The following is a 26336-nucleotide window of genomic DNA, read 5'->3' as shown; positions in this document are numbered from 1 at the left end:
TATTTTAAAAAGCTAGTTCTTATTCATTCTAGCTTTTTTATTTGCTAACCAACTTTGAAATTCAAAGAACTTTTAAAAACTAACCCATGAGAGATTATCTGATTGAAAAACTGTACGAATGTTCCAAAAGACCATATCAAAAATATTTTAAAAAGAATGAACCTTGGAATATTGATAAAACTTTATTAATGAACTATCCAGAAGAAAGTTTAGGATTCGGTTTAGGAAATTTTCTCTACAAGAATCATTTTGATATTCAAGAAAAACTAGAAGATCACGACATTATTCATGTTCTGACCAATACTGGAGTTTCGGTTTATGAAGAAATTGGTATGCAGTATTATCTGCTCGGAAATGGAAAGAAAAGCTTGTATTTATTTATGGTCATAACTACTGGAACAATTTTTTACCCGAAACGTATGAAGTATTTCATTCAGCAATTTAAAAGAGGAAAAAAAGCAAATGCATTTTATTATCTCGATTTTTCAAAAATGCTTTTTATGCCTATTCAAACTATTCAACAAACTTTTAATATTTAAAAATCATGAAAACAATACACAACAAACCTTTTCAAGAAAAACAATCTATAGAATTGGCGGTTGGCACATTTACAATCAGTACGATATTGTTTATGCTTTATATTATTTCGAATGAAAATCCGAATATTTTAGTAATTGCTTGGCCTTTTGCTTTAGCTGCCATTGTAGTCAATTTGATTATGTTTTTTCACTTAGCAGAAAAGTTTATTCATTTACCTCAACAGCGAAAAGACATTGGTTTTAAAATCCTATTGTTGCTTTCTAACATTCCAATCACATTTTTGTATTATCTGGTTGTAATGAGATCTTGATTTAAAAAACGTATTCATAAAAAAAGCCACAAGTAAAAAACTTATGGCTTTGATTTTTTTATTTTGAATCTTAATTTGCTTTCTTAGTTTCAATTCCGTTTTGGTCTAATAAATACATTAATGTAGTCATTGTCGCAGCACCAAGCTCTAATTCTCTTTTATTGATGGCATCAAAAGTATCATTTGCTGCGTGGTGATAATCAAAATAACGTTGAGAATCTGGTTTTAGACCTGCTTTTACAATAGCTGGAGAAGTCAAATGATTAATATCTGAACCTGCGTGCCCAATTGTAAAACTGTGAACCAAATATGGCTCAAAAAGATCTTTATAACCTTGTATCTTTTTCAAATTAGCATCATCAGCTTCAATTGAAAATCCTCTTGGAGAAAATCCTCCTGAATCGCTTTCTAAGGCAAAAATATGGTTCTCTTTGTTTTGTTTTGAAACTTCTTCGTATTTAGCGCCACCTTTTCCACCGTTCTCTTCATTCATAAACAATACCACACGGATTGTATTTTTAGGTTTGTAATTTAAGTTTTTCAAAATACGGATCACCTCCATACTTTGCACTACTCCTGCTCCATCATCGTGAGAACCGTCGGCTAAATCCCAAGAATCTAAGTGTCCTCCAACAACCATAATGTTTTCTGGAGTCACGCTTCCTGTCAATTCACCAATTACATTATAAGACAATGCATCTGGCAAAGTCTCGCAAGATTGCTTGAAATAAAATTTCAAAGCTGGATTTGCTTTTAATGATTTACTCAACAATTCAGCTCCATTTGTACTGATTGCCGCTGTTGGAATATATTGTGATTTTGGCAAATCACCATAACTTTGAGCTCCTGTATGAGGAAAATCGTCCAGACGTAAATTCATAGAACGAACAATTGTTCCAACTGCTCCTAGTTTTGCCGCTTCTTTTGCTCCTGCATATCTTTGGTCAACACAAGCTCCGTAAGAAGTAAACGTTTCAATGTTTTCAGGATTCATTGGCCTGTTATAGAAAACAATTTTTCCTTTTACTTTATCTGCCCCTAATTCAGCTAATTCTTTAATTCCTTGAACTTCGATTATTTCAGCAGTAAGACCTGTTTTTGGTGTTGCTACCGAACCTCCTAAAGCGCAAATTGGCACATTGGTTTTTACTTTTCCGTCAAGAATATAAGCTGTTTCTTTCTCGCCACGCACCCAATGAGGCACCATAACTTCTTGCAAATATACCTTATCAAGCCCTAAGCTTTCTAACTGCCTTTTCGTGTACTCAACTGCTTGTTCTGCACCTTTAGAACCAGACAAACGAGCGCCGATGTCATTTGACAAATATTCTAACCAAGTGTAACATTTTGAGTCGGTTAAGGCTTTTTTGTAAAATAATTTGATGTTTTTTTCATCATTTGTCTGTGCAAAAGATGTCAATCCGTTTAAAACTAAAGCAGTTAAAAGAATCGTTTTTTTCATGTTTTTTATAGCATTTTTGGGTTGTTTTACAAAGGAACAAAATTCTTTACACCTGTCAGAGTTTTTTTGTAGTCTTTGTAAAAAAACTTTGAATCCACTTTATCTTGCGTAAGGACTTTTTCTCAATCGTCTGATATATTTAACAATTTAGAATATTTTTTTTAAGCATCATCATAACTTTGAAATACTAGGTTGCGTTTGACTCATCTCATTTGTTTTCAGAAAACAAAAAAGCAAAGAGGAAAAATATCCGTCATACTTTTGAATTAATTTGATCTACTGTATTTAAGCAATTTTACATAGGCAAACCAATACCGCCGTGTCGAGTATCATTATATAGCTCTTTGAAATCTGGAAGATTATAATAATTGTTTCTTTTGAATTCTTCCTCATATTTCTCATCATCTAGTTTTGGAAAGAATGAAAACATAGAATTTTTGTCGATTTTTGTCGCATAATAGCAGTACAAAGCTTTGATTCTTGCATCTTCGCTGAAACTTAGACCATCAATTTTTGGCAAATCTATTCCTCCCCTCAAAAAATCAAGGTAATTTTTTTTGCTTTTTGCATCGGCTTTAGCCATAACTTCAAAAACCTCCTTATGAAAAACGTATTTATTATCGCAGGTTTGGGTAACGAGTATTCTATAAAATTCCTCTTCTCTAGATTTGTCATCTCGTAAACTTCTGTCCAAAACCCATTTTAATAAATCTCTATCTTCCACGTAGCCAAACACTTTAACAAGACAATCTAGAAAATATTCATCGTTGAACTTTAACCAAACCAAACTCGCCTTGCTGTCATTGAATAAGTATTTGTTGCGGTTGACTAAGGTTTCAATATTCTCGAAACGCTGTTTAGCTAGATTTTTTTCATCTTTCCATAAATATCTGCTTACTTCATCATTACCTTTAATTGGTTCTCCACCATCTAAACTCTTCACTGTTTTAGGCAAACTGTTTTCGTAATGGATAATATCGGGAAACATTTTTTGGTAGTCTATAATCTGTGGCAATGCATAGCTGTCTGTAATATAATTGTCATTTTTCACAGCATAAATGCCAAAATAATCAATTATATTATTTGGATGATAAATAAAATTTTTGCTGCATTTTTCCAAAAAATTAATATAAATATATTTCGATTCCAATTTCAAGTCTATAATTCTGCCAAAAACCATTTTGATTTTAGCAATAAATTTATCATTGCTTGGAAACTTAAAGCCTCTGGATTTTAATTCAGCTTTTGTTATGGGTAAAATTAATTCAAGATCAGAATTGGTAAAAACATAAGGGTTGTTTTCATTTGGTTTCCCGTATTCTAATTGGTTTTTTAAAAATTTTTCCATTTGAGTATTTTTTTTTGCGTTATCAATATCATTTTGTTTTTGATTTTGACTTTGTCCATTACAACTGCATAAGGTCAATATGCAGAGTATTAAAATTTTTCTTTTCATAATTTTGATGTTTAAGCTTCTGACCCTTTTTCATTTGGATTTCCATCATATTCTTCGAGATTATAATCTTCATCAAATACTTCATAATCTTTGGGAACTACATAAGCAAAAAAATCTGATTCTAGATACTTCGAACAATTCAAAGCATTGTTTTGATTTCCGCCCAATATCACTATTTTATTACCTTTTTTTCCCGCAACGAAACCGACGTGCCCACCCCCACTTCTTCCTTTGACCCCAATCGCTCCATAGACAGGTTTTTTCAAATTAAGACCTTCTTCCCATTTTGCCCATTTAAGTGCTCTTAATGCATCATATCCTTTATCTGTAGTTATTCCTTTATAACCATAATTCCTCATAACCCAGTTTACAAAAGCTGCGCACCATGAAATATCACTTTCATTTGTAGCACCTCTTTTCATTGAATTTTCATATGGTGTCCCGTCAAAAAATTTCTGAATTTCTTTATTTGCCCCAGTTTCTTTTAACTTTTTAGATTCTTCTTCCCACGCATATTTCATCCACGGCGCTCTTTCTCCAGCATTTTCTTTTGAAGCATCATCTGCTACTGCATTTTCACATACACCATTAAAAAGAAATCCAGCACCTATATTGTAATGGGACTCCTTTAATTCCTGCTCCACATCTGCAATTGTAGTTTTTCCGTTGATAAATCCCCAGCGCTCTTCAAAACGCTGTTTGGTGTAGACCCATTTTCTTCGTCTACTATGTTCCTCGCCTTTCATGAAGGAAGGGTTGGAAGAATAACCGTACTTGGTAACCCACGGTTCTTTATTGATATTTATTTTTCGCTGTTCGAGGCTTGTTTGGCTTCCGTCGCCGTCTGGCACTGAGATGCTTTCGTCAAAAATCACATAATCGGGGTTATTGCCGTTTCCTACTGCATTTGGCTTCAAGACATGCAGATACAAGTCGACCATCGTTGCTATTTCTGTTTTGGACGCAAAATATTTATAGACGTAGTCCATTTGTTCTATAAAAGTCATTGCTTTTAAGGCAGACCTTGTTGTGCCTAAATTTCTTGCCGAGGCATCGCTGAACTGTATCAAGCCAGAATATCCAGCCCCGTTATCAGCATAGGGCTTGAACATATTTTTTTCGCCAGTCTCCAAATGCATAACTGCCATCAGTTCGCTTGCCTTGTCTTTCTTTTTGTCTTCTCCCCAAAGTTTTGCACAGACTTCAAGAACTTTTTTTCTCTCTTCGCAAGTAAGTTTATTGCTCCAATAAAAATTATTCTCCTTGCAAACACAAGTACTTGTATTTTCTTCTCCTTTGTCAGGCATATCAATTATCATGGGCTTATTTAGAACTTCTCTTACCATGTCACCAGCCTTACGAATTTCGTTGAGTACATTAAGGCTTGTTTCGTAATAATCGTGTACATCGCTGTTAGACTTTATACCTTTTTCTTCTTTTTTAGAAGGCCCTTTCTGTTCTGCGGGAGTTGGCTTATCTTGAGTCTTTTTGTAGTCAGGGTTGGCAATATTAATGTTTTGGCTTTCAAATGTTTTTTGATTAAAGATTTCTACCGTAACATAATATTCGTGAAATTCACCCTCGTTTCCTGTAGCTTTATCGCCTTGCTTATTTGCCAATTGAGCAAAACTTGGGCTCAGGAAAAACTTTGCCTCGGCTTTTCCATCTTCAATATAAATGGGCAGTGTTGTGGCTTTGTTGTTTTTATTCAGGCTGTTGTGGCTTGCCCCCGGTTCTTCATCTTCCCAGAGAGTTATCGTGCCGCGACACCTGTTAAGATTTACGCAGTGGATGCGAACAATTACTTTGTCTCCGTAAGCAAAAGGCTTTGTAGGCTTGTTCCAGAGCGGATCTAAGAAATCGACATGCACAATTTTACGCTCAATATGAGACTGGGGCTTTATGATCATAGTGGCTTTCTCCCCACCTTTTTCAGCAATCTGTTTCAATCCTTCATACTTGATTGTAGCTTCAAAAAAGCTATACTGCACAATAGGTCCTGTTTTGTCGTTTTTTTTCTTATGTATCCAACTGTTACCTCTAAGCTCATAAATAGACCAGTGCACATCTGGTGACAAAATCCCAAGATCATTGGCTTTTGCAGATGGAATATTTGCCACAAAGTTATCGGCTATAGAGTAAGTGTGTTTTTCTCCAACCGTTGGAGTTGAGTTCCCTGTTATTCTAAAATCTGGCATGCTGTTTTGTTTTTAAATAATATCATCACCAACTATGTCATTCTGAAATTTATTCATATTGACCAATGGGTTTATTTGTCTACATATATGCTTATTGGCGTTCATTACATTTTGTTTTCCCAACTCAACTTTCTGTCCGTGATTTGCTATCGTTATGCAATCTGGGCCTCCAATAGGGCAAGTAGCTTTGCTATCTTCAACCAATATCTTACCTTGATTGCTTAGCGTCACTTTTTGATAAAAACCACTCCATTCTTGTATCACCGCCTGACAGGGTTTATAGCTATTGCCCATTGGTTGTAATTTGCAATTGCCAAAAGTGTTTTTCTGCAGTGTCTGCCCGATTTCTTTTGTTGTTGCAATCAGCTTTTTGCTGGCGTCCTTGTCATTTGCAAAATGTTTGCTTTGTGATTTTACTTTCAAAATATCGGTTGTGTCGGCAACTTCAGCAAATTTGCATTTTAACGTAGCACCTTGTACTACAACATGTTTTGCACTCATGGCTTATATTTTTAATTTATGTCAAAAAGATGATAATGATATTAAAGAGAAAGATTTCTAAATAGATTTCTTCAGTAAAATTTAAAATATTTTTACTAGATTTAAATTTCCTTCGCATTAGATAGAAATGCAATTAATATAATCTAAATCTTACATTTGTAAATATATATAAACATTTAATTAAAAAAAAGTAAAATCTTACAAAAAAAATAATTAACATAAAAAAAACCGCCTCATAGAAATAAGGCGGTTTAATACATAACTTTAAAAGAAGATTTGAAATAATAGGAGGGATTATTTTACTTCAATAATCTTATTTTTTGTTCCAATACCATTTTCATTAAAAGGCTCGATCGTAAAATAATATTTCGTGCCTTTATCCAAACCTCTAAAATCGTATGTATTATCGCCATAAACCATAATACTGTTATACAATTTATCAGGAGCGATTCCGTAATAAATGTTGTAACCAATAGCATCTGTCTGTTTTTTCCAAGAAATCATTGCGTTTCTAGAATCTGCTTTATTTCTGTCGACTTTAAAAGAAGTAACTGCTTTTGGTTTTGCTGCCAATCCGTTTCCAAAAACTCTAAAATCAGAAATTGCAAATAACCCAGAAGCGTTATGGATATTTTCCATTTTAATGTAACGCGCTTCAATCGACTTTGTAAGCTCTACATAATCATGTGGCGCATCTTTATCATTTTTAGATTTATCTACAACCAAAGTCCAATTTTGAGCATCATCAGACATATAGATTTTATATTGATAATAGATATCCATTGCTTTATTAAACTGCGTTGCTTTATGATCTGCGTAATTAATTTGCAACGCTTTTATTTCCATTTGTCTTCCTAAATCCATTTGAAGCCATTCTCCTGGGTCGCTTGTCTTTGCAGACCAATAGGTCTGAATATTTTCATCTGTAAGATTTTCAGGTCCGTAACAGAATTTCTCATACACTTTTTTACCGCCATGATCCATTCTGTGCGTTTCTACTTCCATGCATTCTTCAGACGAAGAAACTGTCACAGGCTTTTTATACGAAAGCAGCATCCATCCAGAAGAAGCGCCTTTTGTTTGATCACGCTGACTAGTTGGCAACACAATCGGAAAATCTCCGTAAGCTGTAATAGAATACATTACATCATCTTTGTCGAATCCTGCTGGAAACATATCGATACGGCGTTCAAAACGGTCTTTAATAGAAATTTTACAGGTTCCTGTATTCCAATAATTTCCATAATTATCAGCAAAAGTATTTCCGTGTCCTGCACCAATTACAAATCCACCTGGTTTATAAGACATTGGATTATGTTTTTGATACGTAAATGGACCTAACGGATTATCTCCCACATGAACACCATTTGCATAACCTTTAAACTCTGTTGCTGGTGCTCCATATTGCATATAATATTTTCCGTTATGTTTCGTCATCCAAGCTCCTTCGATAAAATTTCCCCAAGGCGCTGGCTCCATATCGTTATTTGGTCCAAAACGCTCCCATCCGTGGGCTGAAGGATCTAAAATAGCAACTTCTTTAATTTGCCCGTAAGGTTTTTGAATATCCTCTACCTCTGTCGCTTTATATAATGTTGCATAATCAGCCTGATTTCCTTTTGGAAGCCAGGTTTTATAATCAACCTCAACACCTACAAGTGGTAATTTTCCACTTGATCCATAATATATGTACACTTTTTTATCATCATCTTGAAAAATGGCAGGATCCCAAGTTGGCAACATTGCTTTGTCTACATGACGTGTCCATCTCCCTGATTTTGGATCTGCGGTTTTCCAAATTGGGTGATCTCTTTTCCAGGTTGAACCAACGTAAAATAAAGTGTCATTTACAACCCAAGCTGCAGGAGCGCATTGGTCGTCGTCGCCTGGCTGTCTTTGGAAACTTCCGTAAACAAAGTTCCAGTCTGACATGTCTTTACTCCAAAAGAAACCTGCTTGATTGGTCGCAAATAAATAATATTCTCCTTTATAAGTAATAATTACCGGATCGGCACTAGAACGGCGCGATTCTGGAATTCCATTGTGATTATGAGTCGTAAAATTGTATCCGATATTTATTGGATTACAATAGGTTGTCGCAGGTCTGTTCGGATCAAACCATTCTGTTTTACCAGAATTCTGCGCCAAAAGACTGCTTCCGAAAAGCATCGAAAACAGTACAACAGACGTAAGTTTTTTATATATTTTTCTCATGGTTAGATTTTTAGTTAAGCTAAAAAGAGATTATTTTTTAGCCTCTTTTCTTTCCTTTAAAAGTTCGGGTTCGTTTGTGGTAATGTAATTGAATTTGTGTGCAATAATCCAATCCATGTCTTTCCCATCATTAACAGTCCAAGCATTTAAAATCACTTTATTGTCTTTTGCTTCTTGGATCCACTCTGGATGCTTTTGAAAAACTGAATAATGATAATCAACTCCGTTAATTTTATCTGTTTTTACTTCTTTTGGAGATTTGTTTCCCTCTAAATACTGCAGAGAAGTCTTTGAATCGATCTCTCTGATTTTTTTCAAAATATCATAATCAAAACTGATGTAGCAGGTATTTTTATTGGCTTTTAATTTTTTAATGGTTTCGACTGCTGCTACACCCGTTTTTTGTCCTCTTTCTTTACTGATTTCTGAAGGTTTTATTTCGCAAACCAAAAGAGTGTGTTTATTATTTCGCATTCCTTCTGAAATGTATTCATGAAGGGTTGGAAGTTTCTCTCCGTTTGAAAGTTTAAATTTTATTAAATCTGCATAATTCGTTTCTTCAATAAGCATTTTGTTATAATGCGCATCATGATTGATTACAAGCGAATCATCTGCTGTTCTCCAAACGTCAAACTCTGAGCCAGGCAATTTTAAATCTATTGCATGTCTTAACGATGCAATTGAATTTTCTGGCAGATTATTCTTTTTCCAAGCTCCGCGATGCGCTACTATTGCATTTTTTTGTGCATAGCTATACGAAAAAGCCATAAGACAAACGGCACTAAATATTTTAAAAGTATTCATATAATCGTAGTTAAAAAATTACAAAAAAGTATTGAGATTTAGAAAAAAAGCCCTCCAAACGAAGGGCTTTTCACTAATCAAATAAACCAACTATTTAGTTAACTCAAAACTAACTTTCTTATCGGCATTTGAATTTCCTCCAACGAAAATATCAAACTGCCCAGGCTCTGCTACGAATTGTAAATCAGAGTTATAGAATTTTAAATCTTCAACAGTAATATCAAAACTTACTGTTTGTTTTTCACCTTTTTTAATTGCTATTTTCTGGAAACCTTTTAGCTCTCTAACCGGTCTTGTTACTGAACCAACTAAATCTCTAATGTATAATTGAACCGTTTCTTTTCCGTCAAAATTTCCAGTGTTTGTTACATCAACCGTTACTTTCAATTTTCCTGATGGATTCATTTTATCAGAAGAAATTTTCAAGTTTGAATAATCAAAAGTGGTGTAACTTAAACCAAATCCGAATGGGAATAAAGGCTCGTTTCTTTCGTCAATATAATTTGATCTGAATTTCTCAAATTTTCCTTCTGTATTAGAAAGCGGTCTTCCTGTATTTTTGTGAGCGTAGTAAATTGGCAATTGACCAACGCTTCTTGGAAAAGTTGAAGTTAATTTTCCAGAAGGATTTACATCTCCAAATAATACATCAGCAATAGCATAACCTGCTTCCGTACCAGCAAACCAAGCATTTAAAATGGCAGGAACTGTTTTCTCTTCGTCAGTAATTACTAACGGACGCCCGTCAAATAAAACTAAAACAACTGGTTTTCCTGTTTTTAATAAAGCGTTTAATAAATCTTTTTGCGCTTGTGGAATTTCTAAGTTTGTACGGCTGCTTGATTCTCCGCTCATTTCAGCAGATTCACCTAAGGCTGCTACAATTACATCAGATTGTTCAGCAACTTTTAAAGCTTCTGCTAATAATTCTTCTTTTGTACGAGCATCACGGTGTAATGTTTTACCGAACATTGTTGCGTTCGTTTCAAAAGTTTCATCATAATCTAAGTTGCTTCCTTTAGCATATAAAACTTTAGTTCCAGCTCCAGCAACTTCTTTAATACCTCTCAATAATGAAACAGCATTTTCCATTTTTGTAGCCACACTCCAAGTTCCTGGCATGTTTTCTTTAGCATCTGCCAATGGTCCGATTAAACCAATAGTTCCAGATTTTTTAAGTGGCAACAACTGATTTTGGTTTTTTAATAATACTAAAGATTGAGCTGCAATATCACGTGCTTCTTTTCTGCTGTCTGTAGTGAAAATTTCAGTTTTAGCTCTTTTCTCATCACAGTATTTATATGGATCTTGGAATAATCCTAAATCGTATTTTGCTTCTAAAATCAATTTTACAGCATTATCGATCGTTTCAATTTTTACTTTTCCTTCATCTAAAGATTTTTTCAAAGTCCCTAAGAAACCTTCACCAACCATATCCATTTCAACACCAGCATTCATAGCTAATGCAGAGACATCTTGAAGATTTCCCATTCCGTGTTCGATCATTTCAGGAATACCTGTAAAGTCTGTTACTACAAACCCTTTGAAACCCCACTGTTTTCTTAAAACATCTGTCATTAACCATTTGTTTCCAGTTGCAGGAATTCCGTCAACTTCGTTGAAAGAAGCCATTACAGAACCTACACCAGCATCAACTGCTGCTTTGTACGGAGGAAAATAATCGTTGAACATTCTAATGTGGCTCATATCTACTGTGTTGTAATCACGTCCCGCTTCTGGAGCCCCGTATAATGCGAAATGTTTAACGCAAGCTAAAATTGAATTATTTTTAGAAAGATCGCGCTGTTGGTAACCGTTTACCATCGCTTTTGCAATCTGGCTTCCTAAGTACGGATCTTCTCCTGAACCTTCAGAAACTCTTCCCCATCTTGGGTCACGAGAAATGTCAACCATTGGAGAAAACGTCCAGTTAATTCCATCTGCACTAGCTTCTTTGGCAGCAATTTGAGCACTTCTTTCGATAAGATTCATATCCCAAGTACAAGACAATCCAAGCGGAATTGGGAATGTTGTTTCGTAACCGTGAATTACGTCCATACCAAAAAGCAACGGAATTTTCAAACGGCTTTTCTCAACCGCAATTTTCTGTACTTCTTTAATTTTTTGAACTGATTTAATGTTAAACAAACCGCCCACTTTTCCTTCAGCAATATTTTTTGCCACATTTGAGCTGTTTGCCTGCCCTGTGGTAATATCACCAGATGTTGGCAAGTTTAACTGACCCAATTTCTCGTCTAAAGTCATTTTTGACATTAATTCCGCCACAAATTCAGACTTTGGTTTAATTTTCACTGTATTTTTAGCAGGCTTTTTTTGAGCATAACCCAAAACCGCGCATCCTAAAAAAAGTAAGACTAATTTGTTTTTCATTCTATTCTATTTATTTGTTTGTATTCGTTTTCTTCTGCTGTAACATCCAGTCGTAGATTGCTGCATTATCATAAACTCTTGTCCAACTGTCATGATTTGCATCATCAAAAATGGTCAGCTTCACGTCTTTAGCATTACACTTTTTCAATTCTTTGTAAATCGTGATGGCATAATTAACATCGACCACTTCATCTAATAATCCGTGGTAAATTCTGGTTGGAATATTGGCTATTTCACATGCTTTTTCTAACTGAATCAAATCTACAAAGCCAGCGACAGGTACGTTTGCGGCAAATAGATCTGGATGTGCAAAAGCCAAATTCCAAGAAGCCCAACCTCCTGAGCTCAAACCAGTAACATAAATTCTGTCTGAATCAATTTTATTTTCTTTCTGAATTTTTACAATCAGCTGATAAATCGATTCTATATCCCAATTTTCATCTTCTTTACACTGCGGAGCCAAAACATAAGCGTCTAACTCATGCGTTTTCAGATATTTTAAAGGGCCGTGAATTTTTACTTTTTCAAGATCGGTTCCTTTTTCTCCGTCACCGGAAATAAAAACTATTAATGGCTTTTTTTCCTTAATATTAGCAGGTTTATGGAGTATATACCTCAAATCATATTTAGACATTATAACTGTATTAATTTTTCCAGTTGTTTCGTTTTGTCCCAAAACAACTATCGAAAACAATAGAAATACAAATGCCAATTTATTTTTCATAGAACCTTAAATTCCGTATTTACCAGATTTAAATCCAAGTTTTGTTAAACCTTGTTTTACTTCCGGTGCATTCATAAACAATTTCCACAGCAATCCTGTTCTGTAATTTTCTATCATTACAACTTCTGGACCCTGATCAATAGCTAAATAGCGTTTTGCTACCCATTTATTTCCTAAGCTTAAAGCATCATAAAAACCGGCATCGCCCCAAGTTTCATCTTTATGGTTTTCGTATAAGTTTCTTATCAAAGCCATAGATTCTTTTGGCGTATAAACTATTGAACTGATTGCAGCTGTTGGCGAAATCACACCTTGATCATTGCTTGGCATATGCGCATTGTATCCGATAGAACCATCAGGATTTCTAGAATAAGAAGCTGTTAATCCCCAATACTCAGGACCATAACCTGCATTTTTATTTGGGTTTTCTACACAATATTGATAATTGATTTTAGTCTGATTTACATTTAAATCCCAATAGTTAGCGTATTTATCGCTTAATTGATTTGGATCTAAACCTACATAAGAATAGTGTGCCCAGAATAATGGACCTCCAAATTCTTCTGCACCATTGTGCTTTAAAATAAGTGGGATATTATATTTTGTTTTTGAAGAAACTATGCCACCACTTCTCGCCCATCCTTCATGATATGCTTTCGCATCAATAGTATGTGTTGGCGAGGATGCTGCCATTACGTATGTAATAAGGCATTCGTTATATCCTTGTAGCGGGAAATTCATCTCCCAAGCATAATTCGGAGACCAGTGCCAATATAAGACATTTTTTTGATTGGTGTACCATTGCCAATCAACACCTTTCCAAAGTGCATCGTATTTTTGAGCTACCGCTTTTTCTTTTTCAGAACCATCTTTAAGATATTCACGAACAGTAATCATTCCTGCAACCAAAAATGAGGTTTCGACCAAATCGCCTCCATTATCCTTGGTTCCAAAAGGTTTTACTTTTCCTGTATTTCCGTCAATCCAATGAGACCATGCTCCGTGAAAACGATCTGCTTTGCCTAAAAAATCTGCAATTTTATTCAGTCTCTCTACTCCTTGCTCTTTTGTAATATAACCTTGTGACATTCCAGAAACAAGTGCCATTAATCCGAAACCTGAACCTCCTGTTGTTACGATATTTGAATCATTTTCAGGATAAACTCCATCTGGATGATAGCGTTCTCTAGCCAATCCAGAATTTGGTTCTGCATAATCCCAGAAATATTTAAATGTTTGTTTTTGAACAGCATCCAAAAGCTGCTCATCTGTTAATGCAGTAACGCCAGAAGTATTTTCCTGTACATTTCCTTTTGACTTCTCAGCATTTGATCCACAACTAAAAAAAGTAAATGCTAAAAATAAAACTGAAATTCTAACCATTATAAAAATTTAAGATTGTATAAATAATCACTTCCTTCAGGAATCTGAAGGAAGTGATATTTGAGATTTTGATTAATAACCAGGGTTTTGAGTAGTTACCCCTCCTGATTGCTGAACAACTGTAGCCGGAATTGGATACAATTCATGCTTACCAACCACAAAAGTTTTTCCGTTAGGAAAAGCAGGGCTTACATCTGCTTTCATTGCTGCTTCAGCCTGTCCCGTTCTTACAAGATCAAACCATCTATCATGCTCAAAAGCAAACTCTAATCTTCTTTCTTTGTAGATTGCTTTTCTCACATCTGTTTGACTTGCTGCTGGAGTATCTCCAAGATGTGCTCTATGTCTTATCTCATTAATTAAAGGAATAGCTGCTGAAGTCTGACCTAATTCATTTAAAGCTTCAGCTTTCATTAATATTACTTCCGCATATCTTAAATATCTAAGATTAACATCTGTAAATTCTTGATTATAAAAAGCTGACGAATACGCTTTATAGTTGTACATTGGATTAGAAACTGTGGATGCGACCTCTCTGCCATCATACAAAACTGAGCCTCTGAAAATAATTGTTGCATCTTTTCTAACATCTCCTGCTTCATAAGCATCGGCAAGCCCTTGAGATGGTGTATTGAAACCCCATCCCCATCCTCCAGCACCTCTAGGTGCTTGAGAAACAGTATAATTTCCGATTCCGAATCCTGGAGAAGAAGTTCCTCCAATTCCATTAATTTCAAAAATAGATTCTGGCCCAAATTCTCCTTCTTTTTTATATTGCGAAGCATAATCTGCAACTAAAGAGTAACCTGTAACTTTATCGCAGTTATCAATTACTTTTTGCCAGTTTTTTTGATATAAATTAACTTTAGCTAACAGAGCGTAAGCAGCTCCTTGAGAGGCACGTGCAACATCAGTTCCGCTATATGTAGATTTTGCTGGTAATGCTTGCATAGCATCATTTAAATCTTTTTCAATAAAAGCGTAAACTTCAGCTGGAGTTTTACGAGTTAACTGCATGATTCTGTCTTCTTCATTTCCAGGAACAGGCAAATGATCTACAATAGGAACTCCACCATACCCTTTCACCAAAGTAAAGTACATAAAAGCTCTCAAAAACTTAGCCTCTCCCTCTAGTCTAGTTTTTAAGGCTGGAGTTACCTGCGTTAGTTTTGGAAACATAGCTAATGCTTGATTCGCTCTGTTGATTCCTGCATAATTATAATTCCAAATACTACTAAAAGATGGTGTCGAAGAATTAAATGTTAAGGCATCTAAAACATCTTTATCTGTACCTGTATCTCCTGGATCTGATCCTTTGTCTGCATCGTCAGTCATAATGCTGGTAACCCCGTTCCATGCAAAAGAAGACATATCCCAAGTTAAGAATATATTATAAATTGCATCAACCATTGATGTAGCTCCAGCATCACTGTCTACCAATGCAGGATCTGCTGGTATATTTTTTGTTTGATCTACATCTAGAAAATCATCTGAACATCCAGTTACAAATAATCCAGAAAGTATAAAAAGTGATATATATAATCGTTTCATGATATTAAAATTTTAAGTTCGCACCAACTACAAATGTTTTTAACGCTGGATAAGCATCTAACTCAACTCCTTGAGAACCTTTAACCAATTCACCATCTCCTAAAACTTCAGGTGAGAATCCTGAAAACTTCTGAGTAATAAAAGGATTCATAGCGTTTACATAAATTCTACAATAGCTAATAAAACCTTCTTCTCTTAATGGAAGTTTATATCCTAATGTGATGTTATTTATTCTGAAGAAATCTCCTGATTCTAAATAATATGTTGATGCAACCGGAACCTGATTAAATGGAGCTGGGTTTGTACCTGTAGTATTAGTTGGAGTCCACATATTGTTTAATAAAGATGTTTCTACATTTTCTCCATAAAAACGCTGTGCTTTTTTTCCATTATACACCTTTGCTCCTCCTGTACCGTATCCGTCTACAGAGAAATCAATGTTTTTGTAATTTAAACCTACTGTAACCCCATAAGTAGAAGTAGGTAAAACCGAACCTACATATTTTCTATCTTTAGTTTGATCTAAAGCACCTTGAGCTACTTTATTTCCGTCTGCTGTATAATACAACATCTGTCCGTTTGTAGGATCAACACCAGCATATTCGTACATATAGAAGCTACCTAAAGGCTGCCCTACTGATGTATTATCAAGTATTTTAGTTACTTGACCGTTGCCTAATGAACCACCATTGATTGTTGCTAGCCTAACATTTTTCAAACTAGCCAATTCATTTTTATTATGAGAGAAATTCCCTCCTACCCAGTAGCTTAAGTTATCTGTAATTTTATCATCCCAACGTAAAGCAATTTCATAACCTTTATTCGTTACTTCCCCTACATGTGTTGGAGATTCTACAGTAATTCCTGAAGTTGAGTATGGAGTAACATTTAAAATTGCATTATTTGTGTTTTTACTATAAACATCAAATGAACCTTTTAATCTACTATTGAACAACTCAACATCAATACCTGCAGAAGCTTCCTCCACGATTTCCCAAGATAGACTTGGATCAATTTGAGAATTAATAGTTGTTCCAGAACCTCCATTGTAATCTACTCCAGATGTAAATGATTGGATATTTAAAGGCACTTTTTGGTTTCCTAATTTACCCCAAGAACCTCTAAGTTTAATTAAATCTAAATTTTTAATGTCAGATAAGAAGCTCTCTTTAGTTGCAATCCATCCAATACCCACAGATGGAAATGTTCCCCAACGATAATCACTAGAGTAGTTAGAAGATCCGTCACGTCTTACAGTACCTGTTAATAAATATCTGTCCATTAATTTATACTGGAAACGAGCAAAATAAGATGCTAATCGAGATTGGTTTTCATTTATAGCTTTATAGTTAGTTACACCACCATTTTGTGCATATGGCACACCATCAAGTCCCCAATAGTTACTATTTGGATTTACATTTTTGATATCAGCAGTAGTTTTAGATCTTACCCCAATAACATTGGCTTCTATACCCGCAGTGACTTCTACGTCATGAATTTCTGCAAAAACTTTATTATAAGTGAAGTAGTTAGACAAATTCCAGTTGAAATAATCATCTGTATTTCTTGTCAAAGTGTTTGTATTTAAACTCTTTTTATCGTAAGCAGATTCTACTCTATTTGGATCTGCTGCTAACCAAAGACCTAAATTATCAACAAAGTTGTATTGTTTGTAAGTGTAATATTCTCCATTAAATTGTGAAGTGAATTTCAATGATTTCATGATATCCCAATCTAATCTCAATCCACCTTGAAGCGTAACTGTCTTTTGTTGCTCGTTGTTATAGTCTAAGGCAACAACAGGATTTCCAACTGAGTTAAATGAATCTCCTGTTTGAGCAATAACTCCGTCTTTTAGAAATGGAACTCCATATTTTCCATTAGGAAAACGTACAGGAACTAAAGGCGATTGTCTGTAAGCAGATGTGAATGCAGACATTGGCTGTGGAGTATTTTTTATAGAACTTACACTAAAATTTTGGCTAATTTTAAGTTTTTCTGAAATTTTGTACTCGTTATTACTTCTAAAAGTAGTACGTCCGTATTCTGTGCCTTTTAAGATACCTTCTTCTTCGTAATTTCCAACACTAAAGAAATATTTAATATTTTCTCCAGACCCAGAAAGAGAGATATTGTTTTGAGTATAAACTCCTGTTTGAGTTATCTCATCAAACCAATTTGTATTATATGGCTGATTTGCAGAAAATCTACCAGCTGGAAACTGAGCACTAAATGCGGCATTGTTATACTGAATATATTGGTCAGCATTTGCCATTTTTACTTTCTTTAAAGGAGATCTAAAACCTGCATAGCTATCAATATCTACCGTAAGTTTTCCTTTACCAGTTTTGGTAGTAATCATAATTACACCATTCGCACCTCTTGTACCATAAATTGCAAGAGCAGAAGCATCTTTTAAAACTTCGTAAGAAGTAATATCATTTGAATTGATATTGTTAATGTTATCAGTAGGCATACCATCCACAACATATAGTGGACTTCTTCCTCCTAATGCCGTACCAACCCCTCTAATAACAATAGAAGGCGTACTTCCTGGCGCATCTGATGTAGCAACCTGAACCCCTGCAGCCTTACCTTGTATGGCCTGAGAAGCATTTATTACTTTCATTTTGGTAATTTCTTCGGACTTAATTGAGCTAACCGCCGAAGTATTATCAATTTTCTTTCTTGTACCGTACCCGATCACAACTACTTCTTTTAAAGCAGTATCTCCTGCTTCTTTTAAGGTAATTGTCATTGGTGCGGCAGTAGCCGGCACAGAAACCGCATCAAAGCCTAGCATAGATATTTTCAAAATATCTCCAGGTTTAGCATTAATTGTAAAGTTTCCGTCGAAATCTGCATCTGCAGTAGCTCTAGCATCAGCTGAAGCAATAATTGCCCCTGGAATTCCCATTCCATTACTGTCTACTACTTTTCCTTTAATTGCTTGTGTCTGCCCTAACATAAATGTAGGCAACAGCAATAGCGCTAAAAAGCTAAAAATAAAATTTTTCATACAGTACGTAATCGTTTAAGTTAGTAGAGCCAAATTAAGCAATTACAACGTTGTAGTACATCAAATACCACTACAACATAGCTACATCATTGTGTTAAAAATTTATATTATTATACTGATTATCAAAACAATAAATGTTAACAAAAATTCCTTAACATATCATTATGATGTAGTAATGATGTATCGTAATTATATAAAAAATGATATCGAAAAATATAAATTCTGTAAAAAATAAAATCAAATCTTACAGACTTAATAAAAACTTTGACAGGTTTTCGTCTTGCGTGAGGTTTAGCTTCTTTCTAAGACGATATCTATGCAGTTCTACACCTCTAAAAGAGATATTCATCATAGGAGCAATTTCCTTCGACGAAAGATTCATTTTAAGATAAACGCATAGTTTTATGTCCTTTGGAGTTAATTGTGGGTATTTTTTGGATAGATTTATAATAAACTCGTTATGGATTTGATTCAAATTGGTTTCAAATGTTTCCCATTCGTGTTTATTTACTTCATTAATCTTAATCGCTTTTCTAATTTCATTTTTAAGCTTACCAAAATCTTTCTCGGTTTCTAAAATACCTTGGATTTTATCAATCATTTCGGTTTGCTTGGCAATCGATAATGATTTGCCTGCAACTTCTGAAGATTTTGCTTGCAATTCTAATTCTAAAATATGTTTTTCGTATTCTTGAATGTTGAGTTCGTTTTCTTTTTTCAATTCCATTTCAAGAATCTCTCTCTGATGTTTTAATTCTTCAGCCTGCAATTTTAATTTTTGCATATAGCGGAGCTTATTCCATTTATAATAGAAAAACAAGACTGCTCCGATTACAAGAAAATACAGTAGAATCATCCAGAATGAAAAATACCATGGTTCTGCCACTTTAAATTTATATGATGAAACTGTTTCATAAGTAGCTCCATCATGTTTGAATATTTCTACAGTATGATATCCACTGCTTAAATTATTCAAAACAATCAATCCATCTGAAATTGGAATGAAATCTTTTTCTTTATCTAGCTTGTAAAATAAATTTGGCTTGCTCGCTCCATAAATACCAGAGATGACATTGATCTTTAATTCAGTATTAAATTTTATTTTTTCATCGTCTGGCATTAAAGCATTATCACTAAATGCTTCAATCTTCACTTCTGAATTTTGTTTGTTTTCGTATTCGAGTTTAAGAGAAATAAATCCGTCATCCAGATTAAATAAATAATAATTGTCTTTCTTGAAAATTCTTAGATTTTCATTAATCAATTTTCCTTTATAATATTTCTCCTGAATAATATTCCAGACAAATTTGTTTCCTTCAGCATAAATATGATATAAGATTCCGTTTTGCAGAACCATAAAATGATCTTCATCTATAGAAACGACATCTGTTACATTTCTAAAATTTGTATTAAACAAACTATTTTCTTCCAATTTATTGGATATCGAATTGTAGGTATACCAAGAATTATTAATTAGAAAAAGTATTTCTTTTCTAAATTCAAAAATCTTAATTCCAAAATCATTTTGGATTTTGCTTTGCTGCGTGACATTTTCAACTTTAAGCGTATTATAATTATCATCTAGCAAAACACGATACAAACCACGATAATTATCGGCCGCCCAAATTTCATTCTTTTTATTTTGAGCCACATATTTGATCGGCTTTGCCAAATCTTTTATAATTTTATAATGGGACATGTTTGACGGATCATCATAAACCAAAATACCACTGTAAGTGGATTGAAAATAAGTATTATTAATACTGCTTTTAGACATATTCCAGCCTCCGCTTACCCCATTTATTTTCGTTAGAGTGTTATTTTCATATGAAAAAGTACCATCATTATGGCCAATAATATATTTTCCATCAATTAGAGAAATATTCCAACCTTGCCCTTGTGTATTTGGCATCATGTTAAATTTTCCAGCGCTGTATTCAAAAATACCGTGATTAGAAGCAATTAAATAACCTTTATTAATTGCAGCCACAGCATAAACAGAGCCTAAAAGACCCGAGTTGTCGTAGAAGAAAGAAATTGGAGAATTAACCTCAACATGGGCAATTCCATTATCTAAACCAACCCAGAGATCGTTTTCTTTATCCAAACCTAAACTTAGAACCGAATTATTCATGAGAACATTATCGCGTTCAATATTTTTATAAGAGTTGTTTTTTAGATCTAAAATAAAAATCCCACGATTTCCAGTTCCCACGATCAGCTTGTCATTTTTGACAAATTTTGCCACATTGATTGTTGCCGATTTTAAAGTTTCATTTATTGGATGTTCCCAGCTTTTTAATCCATTTCTTTCTACAATGAAAACGCCTTTTTTCTGTGTGAAGATATAAGTCTTGTTTTGAAATTTTTCAATGGCATGAACAACCGTATTTTTTAAAACGTTCCAACCTTTTGGATTGGCAATGTGTTTGCCATTCATTTTAAAAATTCCATCTCTGACTGAGGCTACATATAAATTTTCATCTACTCCAAAACAATACGAAATAAGAAAAGGAAACTTAATTTTCTTAATTGTTTTTCCGTTGTAAATAAAAACATCATTAAAAGATTGAAAATAAAGAGAGCCCTTAAACCTAAATATTTTCCAGATTTCTTCATTGTCCTTTTCATCAAACAATCTGAGATTTTTGGTAATCGAAACATAATGCATCGTCCCATCTTTTCTATACCAATAGCCAAATTCTTTATAAGAGCCAGAATAAATTTTATCTCCTTCAATCAAAATAGATCGAATGATGGTTTTGTTCGGAAGCGTATATTTTTCCCATTTTACCCCGTCATAACGAAGCAAATAGTGATTGTTGGCAAAATACATTGAATTGTCATTGCCTTGTGCTACATTCCAGATCTGATTATCTCCCTGATAATCTGATTTGCTGTAATTTTCGACAAAGGGAAGTAATTCTTGTGCTTGAAGCTGTAAAGCGATGAAAAAGAAGAAAACTGATTTAAAAAGTATCGATTTCAAGATATTCGTTTTTAAATTCAAAGATACTGACAAAAACTTAAACTGAAAGCATAAAAAAGGCTCCAAAAAGGAGCCTAAAATTAAGTTTAAAATAAAACTTTCTAATTTTTAAGTAATTGATAAACCTGATTTGCAATTTCGTATTCCTCATCAGTAGGGACAACCAGAACTTTTACAATAGACTTTTCTGAATTGATTTCTCTTAATTCTTTTGAACGTAGTTCATTTTTTCCTGTGTCAATTTCAATTCCGAAATAATTCATATCGGTACAAATCAAATTACGCATATAAGATGAATTCTCTCCGATTCCTGCTGTAAAAACAATGGCATTTAATCCGTTTAAAGCCGCTGCATAAGCTCCGATTGTTTTTCTAATTCTGTACGCATTCATTTGCAATGCCAAAATACAATCTTTATTGCCTTTTTCCGCTTCAGCTTCAATATCACGCAAGTCGCTATAACCCGTCAATCCAAGCATACCGCTTTGTTTCAGTAAAACAGCATTTACCTCGTCTGGAGTATAGCCTAAGTTTTTAATCATATAAAAAACAACAGACTGATCGATATCTCCAGCGCGAGTTCCCATAATTAAACCGTTTGAAGGCGAGAATCCCATTGAAGTATCAATACATTTTCCATCTTTAATCGCAGCCATACTGCAACCATTTCCTAAGTGAATGGTAATAATTTTAGAATTATCTTTTAAGTAATTAATGGCTTTTTCAGAAACATATTTGTGGCTTGTACCATGAAAACCATAAACACGCACTTTGTTTTCCGTTAAGAGATAATTCGGTATAGCATATTTATAAGCTACTTCTGGCATTGTCTGATGAAAAGCCGTGTCAAAAACGGCTATTTGTTCAGCCGAACTGAAAATTTCTTCTGCTACATTAATTCCTTCCAAATTGGCAGGATTGTGCAAAGGTGCCAATTCAAAAAGCTGCTTGATTTTTTCTTTTACTTTATCATCAATTTTTACTGTAGCGCTAAAATCGCTTCCTCCATGCACCACACGATGCCCGACAGCAGCAATTTCAGAAGTTGATTTAATTACTCCTTTTTCAGAATCTAAAAGCATATTGGCCACTTTCTGCAAACCTACTTTATGATTCGGAATTGGAAGTGTTTCTTCACGTGAAGCGGTTGCGGTTTTTAAAGTAATATTTGAAGTTTCTAAACCAATTCGGTCAATCATTCCAGAACAGATTACTTCGTTTTCTGGCATCACCATTAATTGATATTTAATTGAAGAACTTCCTGAATTTATAATTAGTATTTTCATTTTTTTTAAGTTGCTAAGATGCTAAGTTTCTAAGATTCTGAGTTTTTTCCCAAAACAGAAATTTTTAATTTTTAATTCTCAATTTTTAATTGAATTTACATTCCTTGTGCCTGAATGGCTGTAATGACTACTGTATTGATTATATCGTCTACAGTACAGCCACGGCTTAAGTCGTTTACCGGTTTGTTTAAACCTTGAAGCATTGGACCAATTGCCAAAGCTCCGGTTTCTCTTTGAACGGCTTTGTAAGTATTGTTTCCTGTATTTAAATCTGGGAAAATTAATACGCTGGCCTGGCCTGCCACTTCTGAATCTGGCATTTTGCTTTTCCCAACGCTTAAATCAACTGCCGCATCGTACTGAATTGGGCCTTCTATCTTTAAATCTGGTCTTTTTTCCTTTACAATGGCTGTAGCAGTTCTTACTTTATCAACCTCGTCTCCTTTTCCTGATGATCCAGAAGAATAAGAAAGCATGGCAATTTTTGGTTCAATACCAAAAGCCAAACTTGATTCTGCAGAAGAAATAGCAATTTCTGCCAATTGTTCTGCCGTCGGGTTTGGATTAATAGCACAATCTCCAAAAACAGAGACACGATCTTCTAAACACATAAAGAACACAGAAGAAACCACAGATGAATTTGGTTTTGTTTTAATGAATTGCAATGCGGGCAAAATGGTATGCTGTGTTGTATGTGCTGCGCCAGAAACCATTCCGTCCGCATGACCTTTGTAGACCATCATGGTTCCAAAATACGAAACATCTTCCATTAAATCTCTCGCCATTGTAATACTTACATTTTTAGCTTTTCTAAGCTCATAGTAAGTATTCGCATAATCTTCATACATTTCAGATTCTATCGGATTGATGATATCTACTTTAGAAAAATCAAATGTAAGTCCAAGCTCTGCAACTTTACTTTCAATTTGTTTTTTATCGCCAATAATCGAAATATCAACCACATCCATATCTAACAATCTTGAAGCAGCTGTAATAATTCGGTCATCATTTCCTTCTGGCAGGACAATATGTTTTCTGTGCTGTTTTGCTCTTTTAACCATATTGTATTGAAACATTTTTGGCGTCATACCTTCTGGCTGAAAAGTAATTACTCTTTGCGATAAAGCTTCAATTTCGACATATTTTTCGAAAGTATTGATTGAGGTTTCAATCTTGTGTGTATTGTTGGCGTAAATCTGCGATTTTATAGAACCTATTTTATTAGTAATATGATACGTTCCGCCATCAACCGCAATAATCGGAACAATGGCTGAAAGCCCTTCAATGAGTTTTAAAATACTTTCTTCTGGAACAATATTACCTGTCAGGATAATTCCAGAAATGGTTGGATAATTGGCCGATTCATTCGCCTGTAAAGCTCCCAAAATAATATCAGAACGATCTCCAGGAGTAATTACCAAAGCATTGTCATGCAAATGCACTAGATAATTATGCAGCTGCATGGCTCCAACGCTATAGTGTCCGATTTCGTTATTCAGGTAATTTTCTCCAAAAAGAACTTTAGCATTCAATTCGTTTACAATTTCCTGCATCGTCGGATTATTCAAACTTGAAATAATCGGAATGGTGTTAATCAATACATTTGAAGGAAGACTTTTTTGCAGACTACTGGTAACCAATTCGATATTTTCCGGTTGCACTTTATTGGCAAAAACTGATAAAACTTCAACCTCTTTTATTTTAAAAGAATCGTAAACCAGATACAAACTGTCTAAAAGCTCCTCTAAAGTTTTCCCAACTCCAGAGCCAACAATTATAGTCGGAATTCCAAGGTTTTTAGCAATTAAAACATTCAAATCCAGTTCAATAGAAGTTCCCTCGCCAGTAAAACTTGTTCCTTCAACCAAAACAAAATCAAAGCGTTCTTCGAGTTTTTTATACTTTTCAATAATTAAATCCAGAACCTCTCCTATTTTACCTTTGTTCTTTTTCTTGATTAATTTGCTTTTGGTAATAGCATAAGCATCTTCAAACTTAATATCAAGGTTAAAATAAGACAAAACGGTCTCGATATGATTATCTACCTCCCCATCGACAAAATCTTCAATTATAGGTCTAAAATATCCTACTTTGGCAGTTTTACCAAGTAAGATGCTCATCAAGCCGAGCGTAATAATTGATTTACCGCTATTATGGTCGCTAGTGGCTATATATATTGCTTTACTCATAATTATTTATTTTTATTCTAAATACCAAATTTACAAAATCAAATTTTTCAAATAAAGAACGCTAAAACCAGCGACGTTTTTTGAAATAGATGATCAGGGCAATTACCAGCAAAAACATTACACCCATGACTATAAAATAGCCATTTTGCGTTTTGAGCTCTGGCATGTTTTCAAAGTTCATTCCGTAGACTCCAACTATAAAAGTTAGCGGAATAAATATGGCTGATATGATAGTCAGCGTTTTCATGATTTCGTTCATTTTTCGGCTTTGTTCCGAAAAATAAAAATTAGAAGCACTTTCTAAAGCACTCATATCCGATTCTATCTGATCTAAAAGCTCCAAACTTTTTTGATGCAGCCTGATAAAGAAATTGAATGTTTCTTTCTGTATTAAGCCGTTATCATCGTCATCATCTTTCTTCGTTTTCAAATAATAAAGCGAATCTCGAAGTGGCACTATGGAACGTTTTAGAAAGTTTAAGTTATCACGATGATTTTCAATTTTCTCTAAAATAACTGGTTTAGCATCTTTTTTAGTCAAATTGATTAAGTCTTCGATTTTATCTTCTTCATCTTCCAATGTAATGTAGAAATTTTCCATAACAGCGTCTAAAAGCAAATACAAGAGATAATCTACCTTTTTGGTCCTAACGATTCCCGCATGGGTACGCAAACGCTCACGGATATGCGTAAAAAAGTCGCTTCGCTTTTCTTGAAAGGAAATTAAAATTCCATCTTTTAGAATAAAGCTTAATTGCTCGACGCTAATATTATCTGAATATTCAGAAGGAAGAAGTGATTTTATATTAAAGAACAAAACATCTTGCTGGTCTTCTAGTTTAGTTCTTTTGGTAGTGTTTAAAATATCGGCAAGCAAAAAATCATCTAATTTGAAATGAGTGCCAATCGTTTTAATAAGATTGATATCATTAAGCCCATGAATATTGAGCCAATTGTTTTTAGTATAATCAAAGCAAGAATTTAAAGCCAAGACCGTAAACTTATCATATTCGACAACATCAGCATCATTATATACAAAAAGTTGCATCTCTGTTTCGTGCTCTTTATGTATGCCAGTATACTCTAAAGTAATGTGTTGCAGCTTACGCCCTTTCTTGTATTTAATCTTTCTCATTCATGAAAATTTACAATAGTAATATTACGAAAAAGAATTTGAACAGGAAATGACATTTATCAGTTTGTGAAAAACCTAAAATTTAGACGCACTGCCTACGTTAATTAGCAAAAACAAAAAAACCGAGTCATTTCTGACTCGGTTTTCTATCTTAATACTTTGTACTAATTACTTAATACTAAAG

General features: G+C 34.1%; 17 protein-coding genes. 2 read left to right on the top strand and 15 right to left on the bottom strand.

Annotated elements, in window-relative coordinates; translation table 11 throughout:
* Positions 1-86: 86 nt before the first annotated feature.
* Positions 87-539 carry a hypothetical protein gene (locus FF52_RS03485; RefSeq protein WP_008462966.1) on the top strand — a complete coding sequence of 151 codons (453 nt, stop codon included), beginning with the start codon at positions 87-89 and terminating at the stop codon, positions 537-539.
* 5 nt (positions 540-544) lie between these two features.
* Positions 545-850 carry a hypothetical protein gene (locus FF52_RS03480; protein ID WP_008462965.1) on the top strand — a complete coding sequence of 102 codons (306 nt, stop codon included), beginning with the start codon at positions 545-547 and terminating at the stop codon, positions 848-850.
* Between the two features lie 70 nt (positions 851-920).
* Here FF52_RS03480 and FF52_RS03475 read toward each other — a convergent pair whose 3' ends face one another.
* From FF52_RS03475 to corA, 15 genes are all read right to left on the bottom strand, one after another.
* A complete protein-coding gene (locus tag FF52_RS03475) occupies positions 921-2312 on the bottom strand; it encodes a M20/M25/M40 family metallo-hydrolase (RefSeq protein WP_008462963.1) in 1392 nt (463 codons plus the stop codon).
* Positions 2313-2607: 295 nt separating this feature from the next.
* Entirely contained in the window at positions 2608-3660 is a 1053-nt protein-coding gene (locus tag FF52_RS03470) for a hypothetical protein (protein ID WP_157498499.1), read from the bottom strand.
* A 119-nt stretch (positions 3661-3779) separates the two neighbouring features.
* Positions 3780-5966 (bottom strand): TIGR02594 family protein, encoded by a 2187-nt coding sequence (locus FF52_RS23085; protein ID WP_008462958.1) that lies wholly within the window; start codon positions 5964-5966, stop codon positions 3780-3782.
* A gap of 12 nt (positions 5967-5978) precedes the next feature.
* On the bottom strand, positions 5979-6467 hold the full coding sequence (locus tag FF52_RS03460; protein ID WP_008462957.1) for a DUF4280 domain-containing protein: 489 nt from the start codon (positions 6465-6467) through the stop codon (positions 5979-5981).
* 294 nt (positions 6468-6761) lie between these two features.
* Positions 6762-8681 carry a discoidin domain-containing protein gene (locus tag FF52_RS03455; RefSeq protein ID WP_008462955.1) on the bottom strand — a complete coding sequence of 640 codons (1920 nt, stop codon included), beginning with the start codon at positions 8679-8681 and terminating at the stop codon, positions 6762-6764.
* 30 nt (positions 8682-8711) lie between these two features.
* Complete coding sequence (locus FF52_RS03450; RefSeq protein WP_035690641.1) at positions 8712-9485, bottom strand: glycerophosphodiester phosphodiesterase family protein; 774 nt, start codon at positions 9483-9485, stop codon at positions 8712-8714.
* A gap of 90 nt (positions 9486-9575) precedes the next feature.
* Positions 9576-11876: a beta-glucosidase BglX gene (gene bglX / locus FF52_RS03445; RefSeq protein WP_008462951.1), complete on the bottom strand. Its 2301-nt coding sequence runs from the start codon at positions 11874-11876 to the stop codon at positions 9576-9578.
* A 10-nt stretch (positions 11877-11886) separates the two neighbouring features.
* Positions 11887-12600 carry a prolyl oligopeptidase family serine peptidase gene (locus tag FF52_RS03440; protein WP_008462949.1) on the bottom strand — a complete coding sequence of 238 codons (714 nt, stop codon included), beginning with the start codon at positions 12598-12600 and terminating at the stop codon, positions 11887-11889.
* A 6-nt stretch (positions 12601-12606) separates the two neighbouring features.
* Entirely contained in the window at positions 12607-13983 is a 1377-nt protein-coding gene (locus FF52_RS03435) for a glucoamylase family protein (RefSeq protein WP_008462948.1), read from the bottom strand.
* Between the two features lie 72 nt (positions 13984-14055).
* A complete protein-coding gene (locus FF52_RS03430) occupies positions 14056-15534 on the bottom strand; it encodes a RagB/SusD family nutrient uptake outer membrane protein (protein WP_008462947.1) in 1479 nt (492 codons plus the stop codon).
* A gap of 4 nt (positions 15535-15538) precedes the next feature.
* Positions 15539-18553 carry a SusC/RagA family TonB-linked outer membrane protein gene (locus FF52_RS03425; protein ID WP_008462946.1) on the bottom strand — a complete coding sequence of 1005 codons (3015 nt, stop codon included), beginning with the start codon at positions 18551-18553 and terminating at the stop codon, positions 15539-15541.
* Positions 18554-18797: 244 nt separating this feature from the next.
* Positions 18798-21542 carry a LuxR C-terminal-related transcriptional regulator gene (locus tag FF52_RS03420; RefSeq protein ID WP_008462945.1) on the bottom strand — a complete coding sequence of 915 codons (2745 nt, stop codon included), beginning with the start codon at positions 21540-21542 and terminating at the stop codon, positions 18798-18800.
* 101 nt (positions 21543-21643) lie between these two features.
* Positions 21644-22828, bottom strand: coding sequence for an acetate/propionate family kinase (locus FF52_RS03415; RefSeq protein ID WP_008462943.1), 1185 nt, complete (start codon positions 22826-22828; stop codon positions 21644-21646).
* Between the two features lie 95 nt (positions 22829-22923).
* The gene (gene pta / locus FF52_RS03410) at positions 22924-25017 is read right to left on the bottom strand and encodes a phosphate acetyltransferase (RefSeq protein WP_008462941.1); all 2094 of its coding nucleotides are present in this window, start codon (positions 25015-25017) and stop codon (positions 22924-22926) included.
* A 61-nt stretch (positions 25018-25078) separates the two neighbouring features.
* Complete coding sequence (corA, locus tag FF52_RS03405; protein WP_008462939.1) at positions 25079-26152, bottom strand: magnesium/cobalt transporter CorA; 1074 nt, start codon at positions 26150-26152, stop codon at positions 25079-25081.
* Positions 26153-26336 lie beyond the last annotated feature (184 nt).

It is taken from the genome of Flavobacterium sp. F52, from assembly GCF_000278705.1.
Taxonomy (GTDB): Bacteria; Bacteroidota; Bacteroidia; order Flavobacteriales; family Flavobacteriaceae; genus Flavobacterium; species Flavobacterium anhuiense.
Note: the sequence above shows the minus strand (reverse complement) of the source record. Positions and strands in the feature narration are given on the sequence as shown.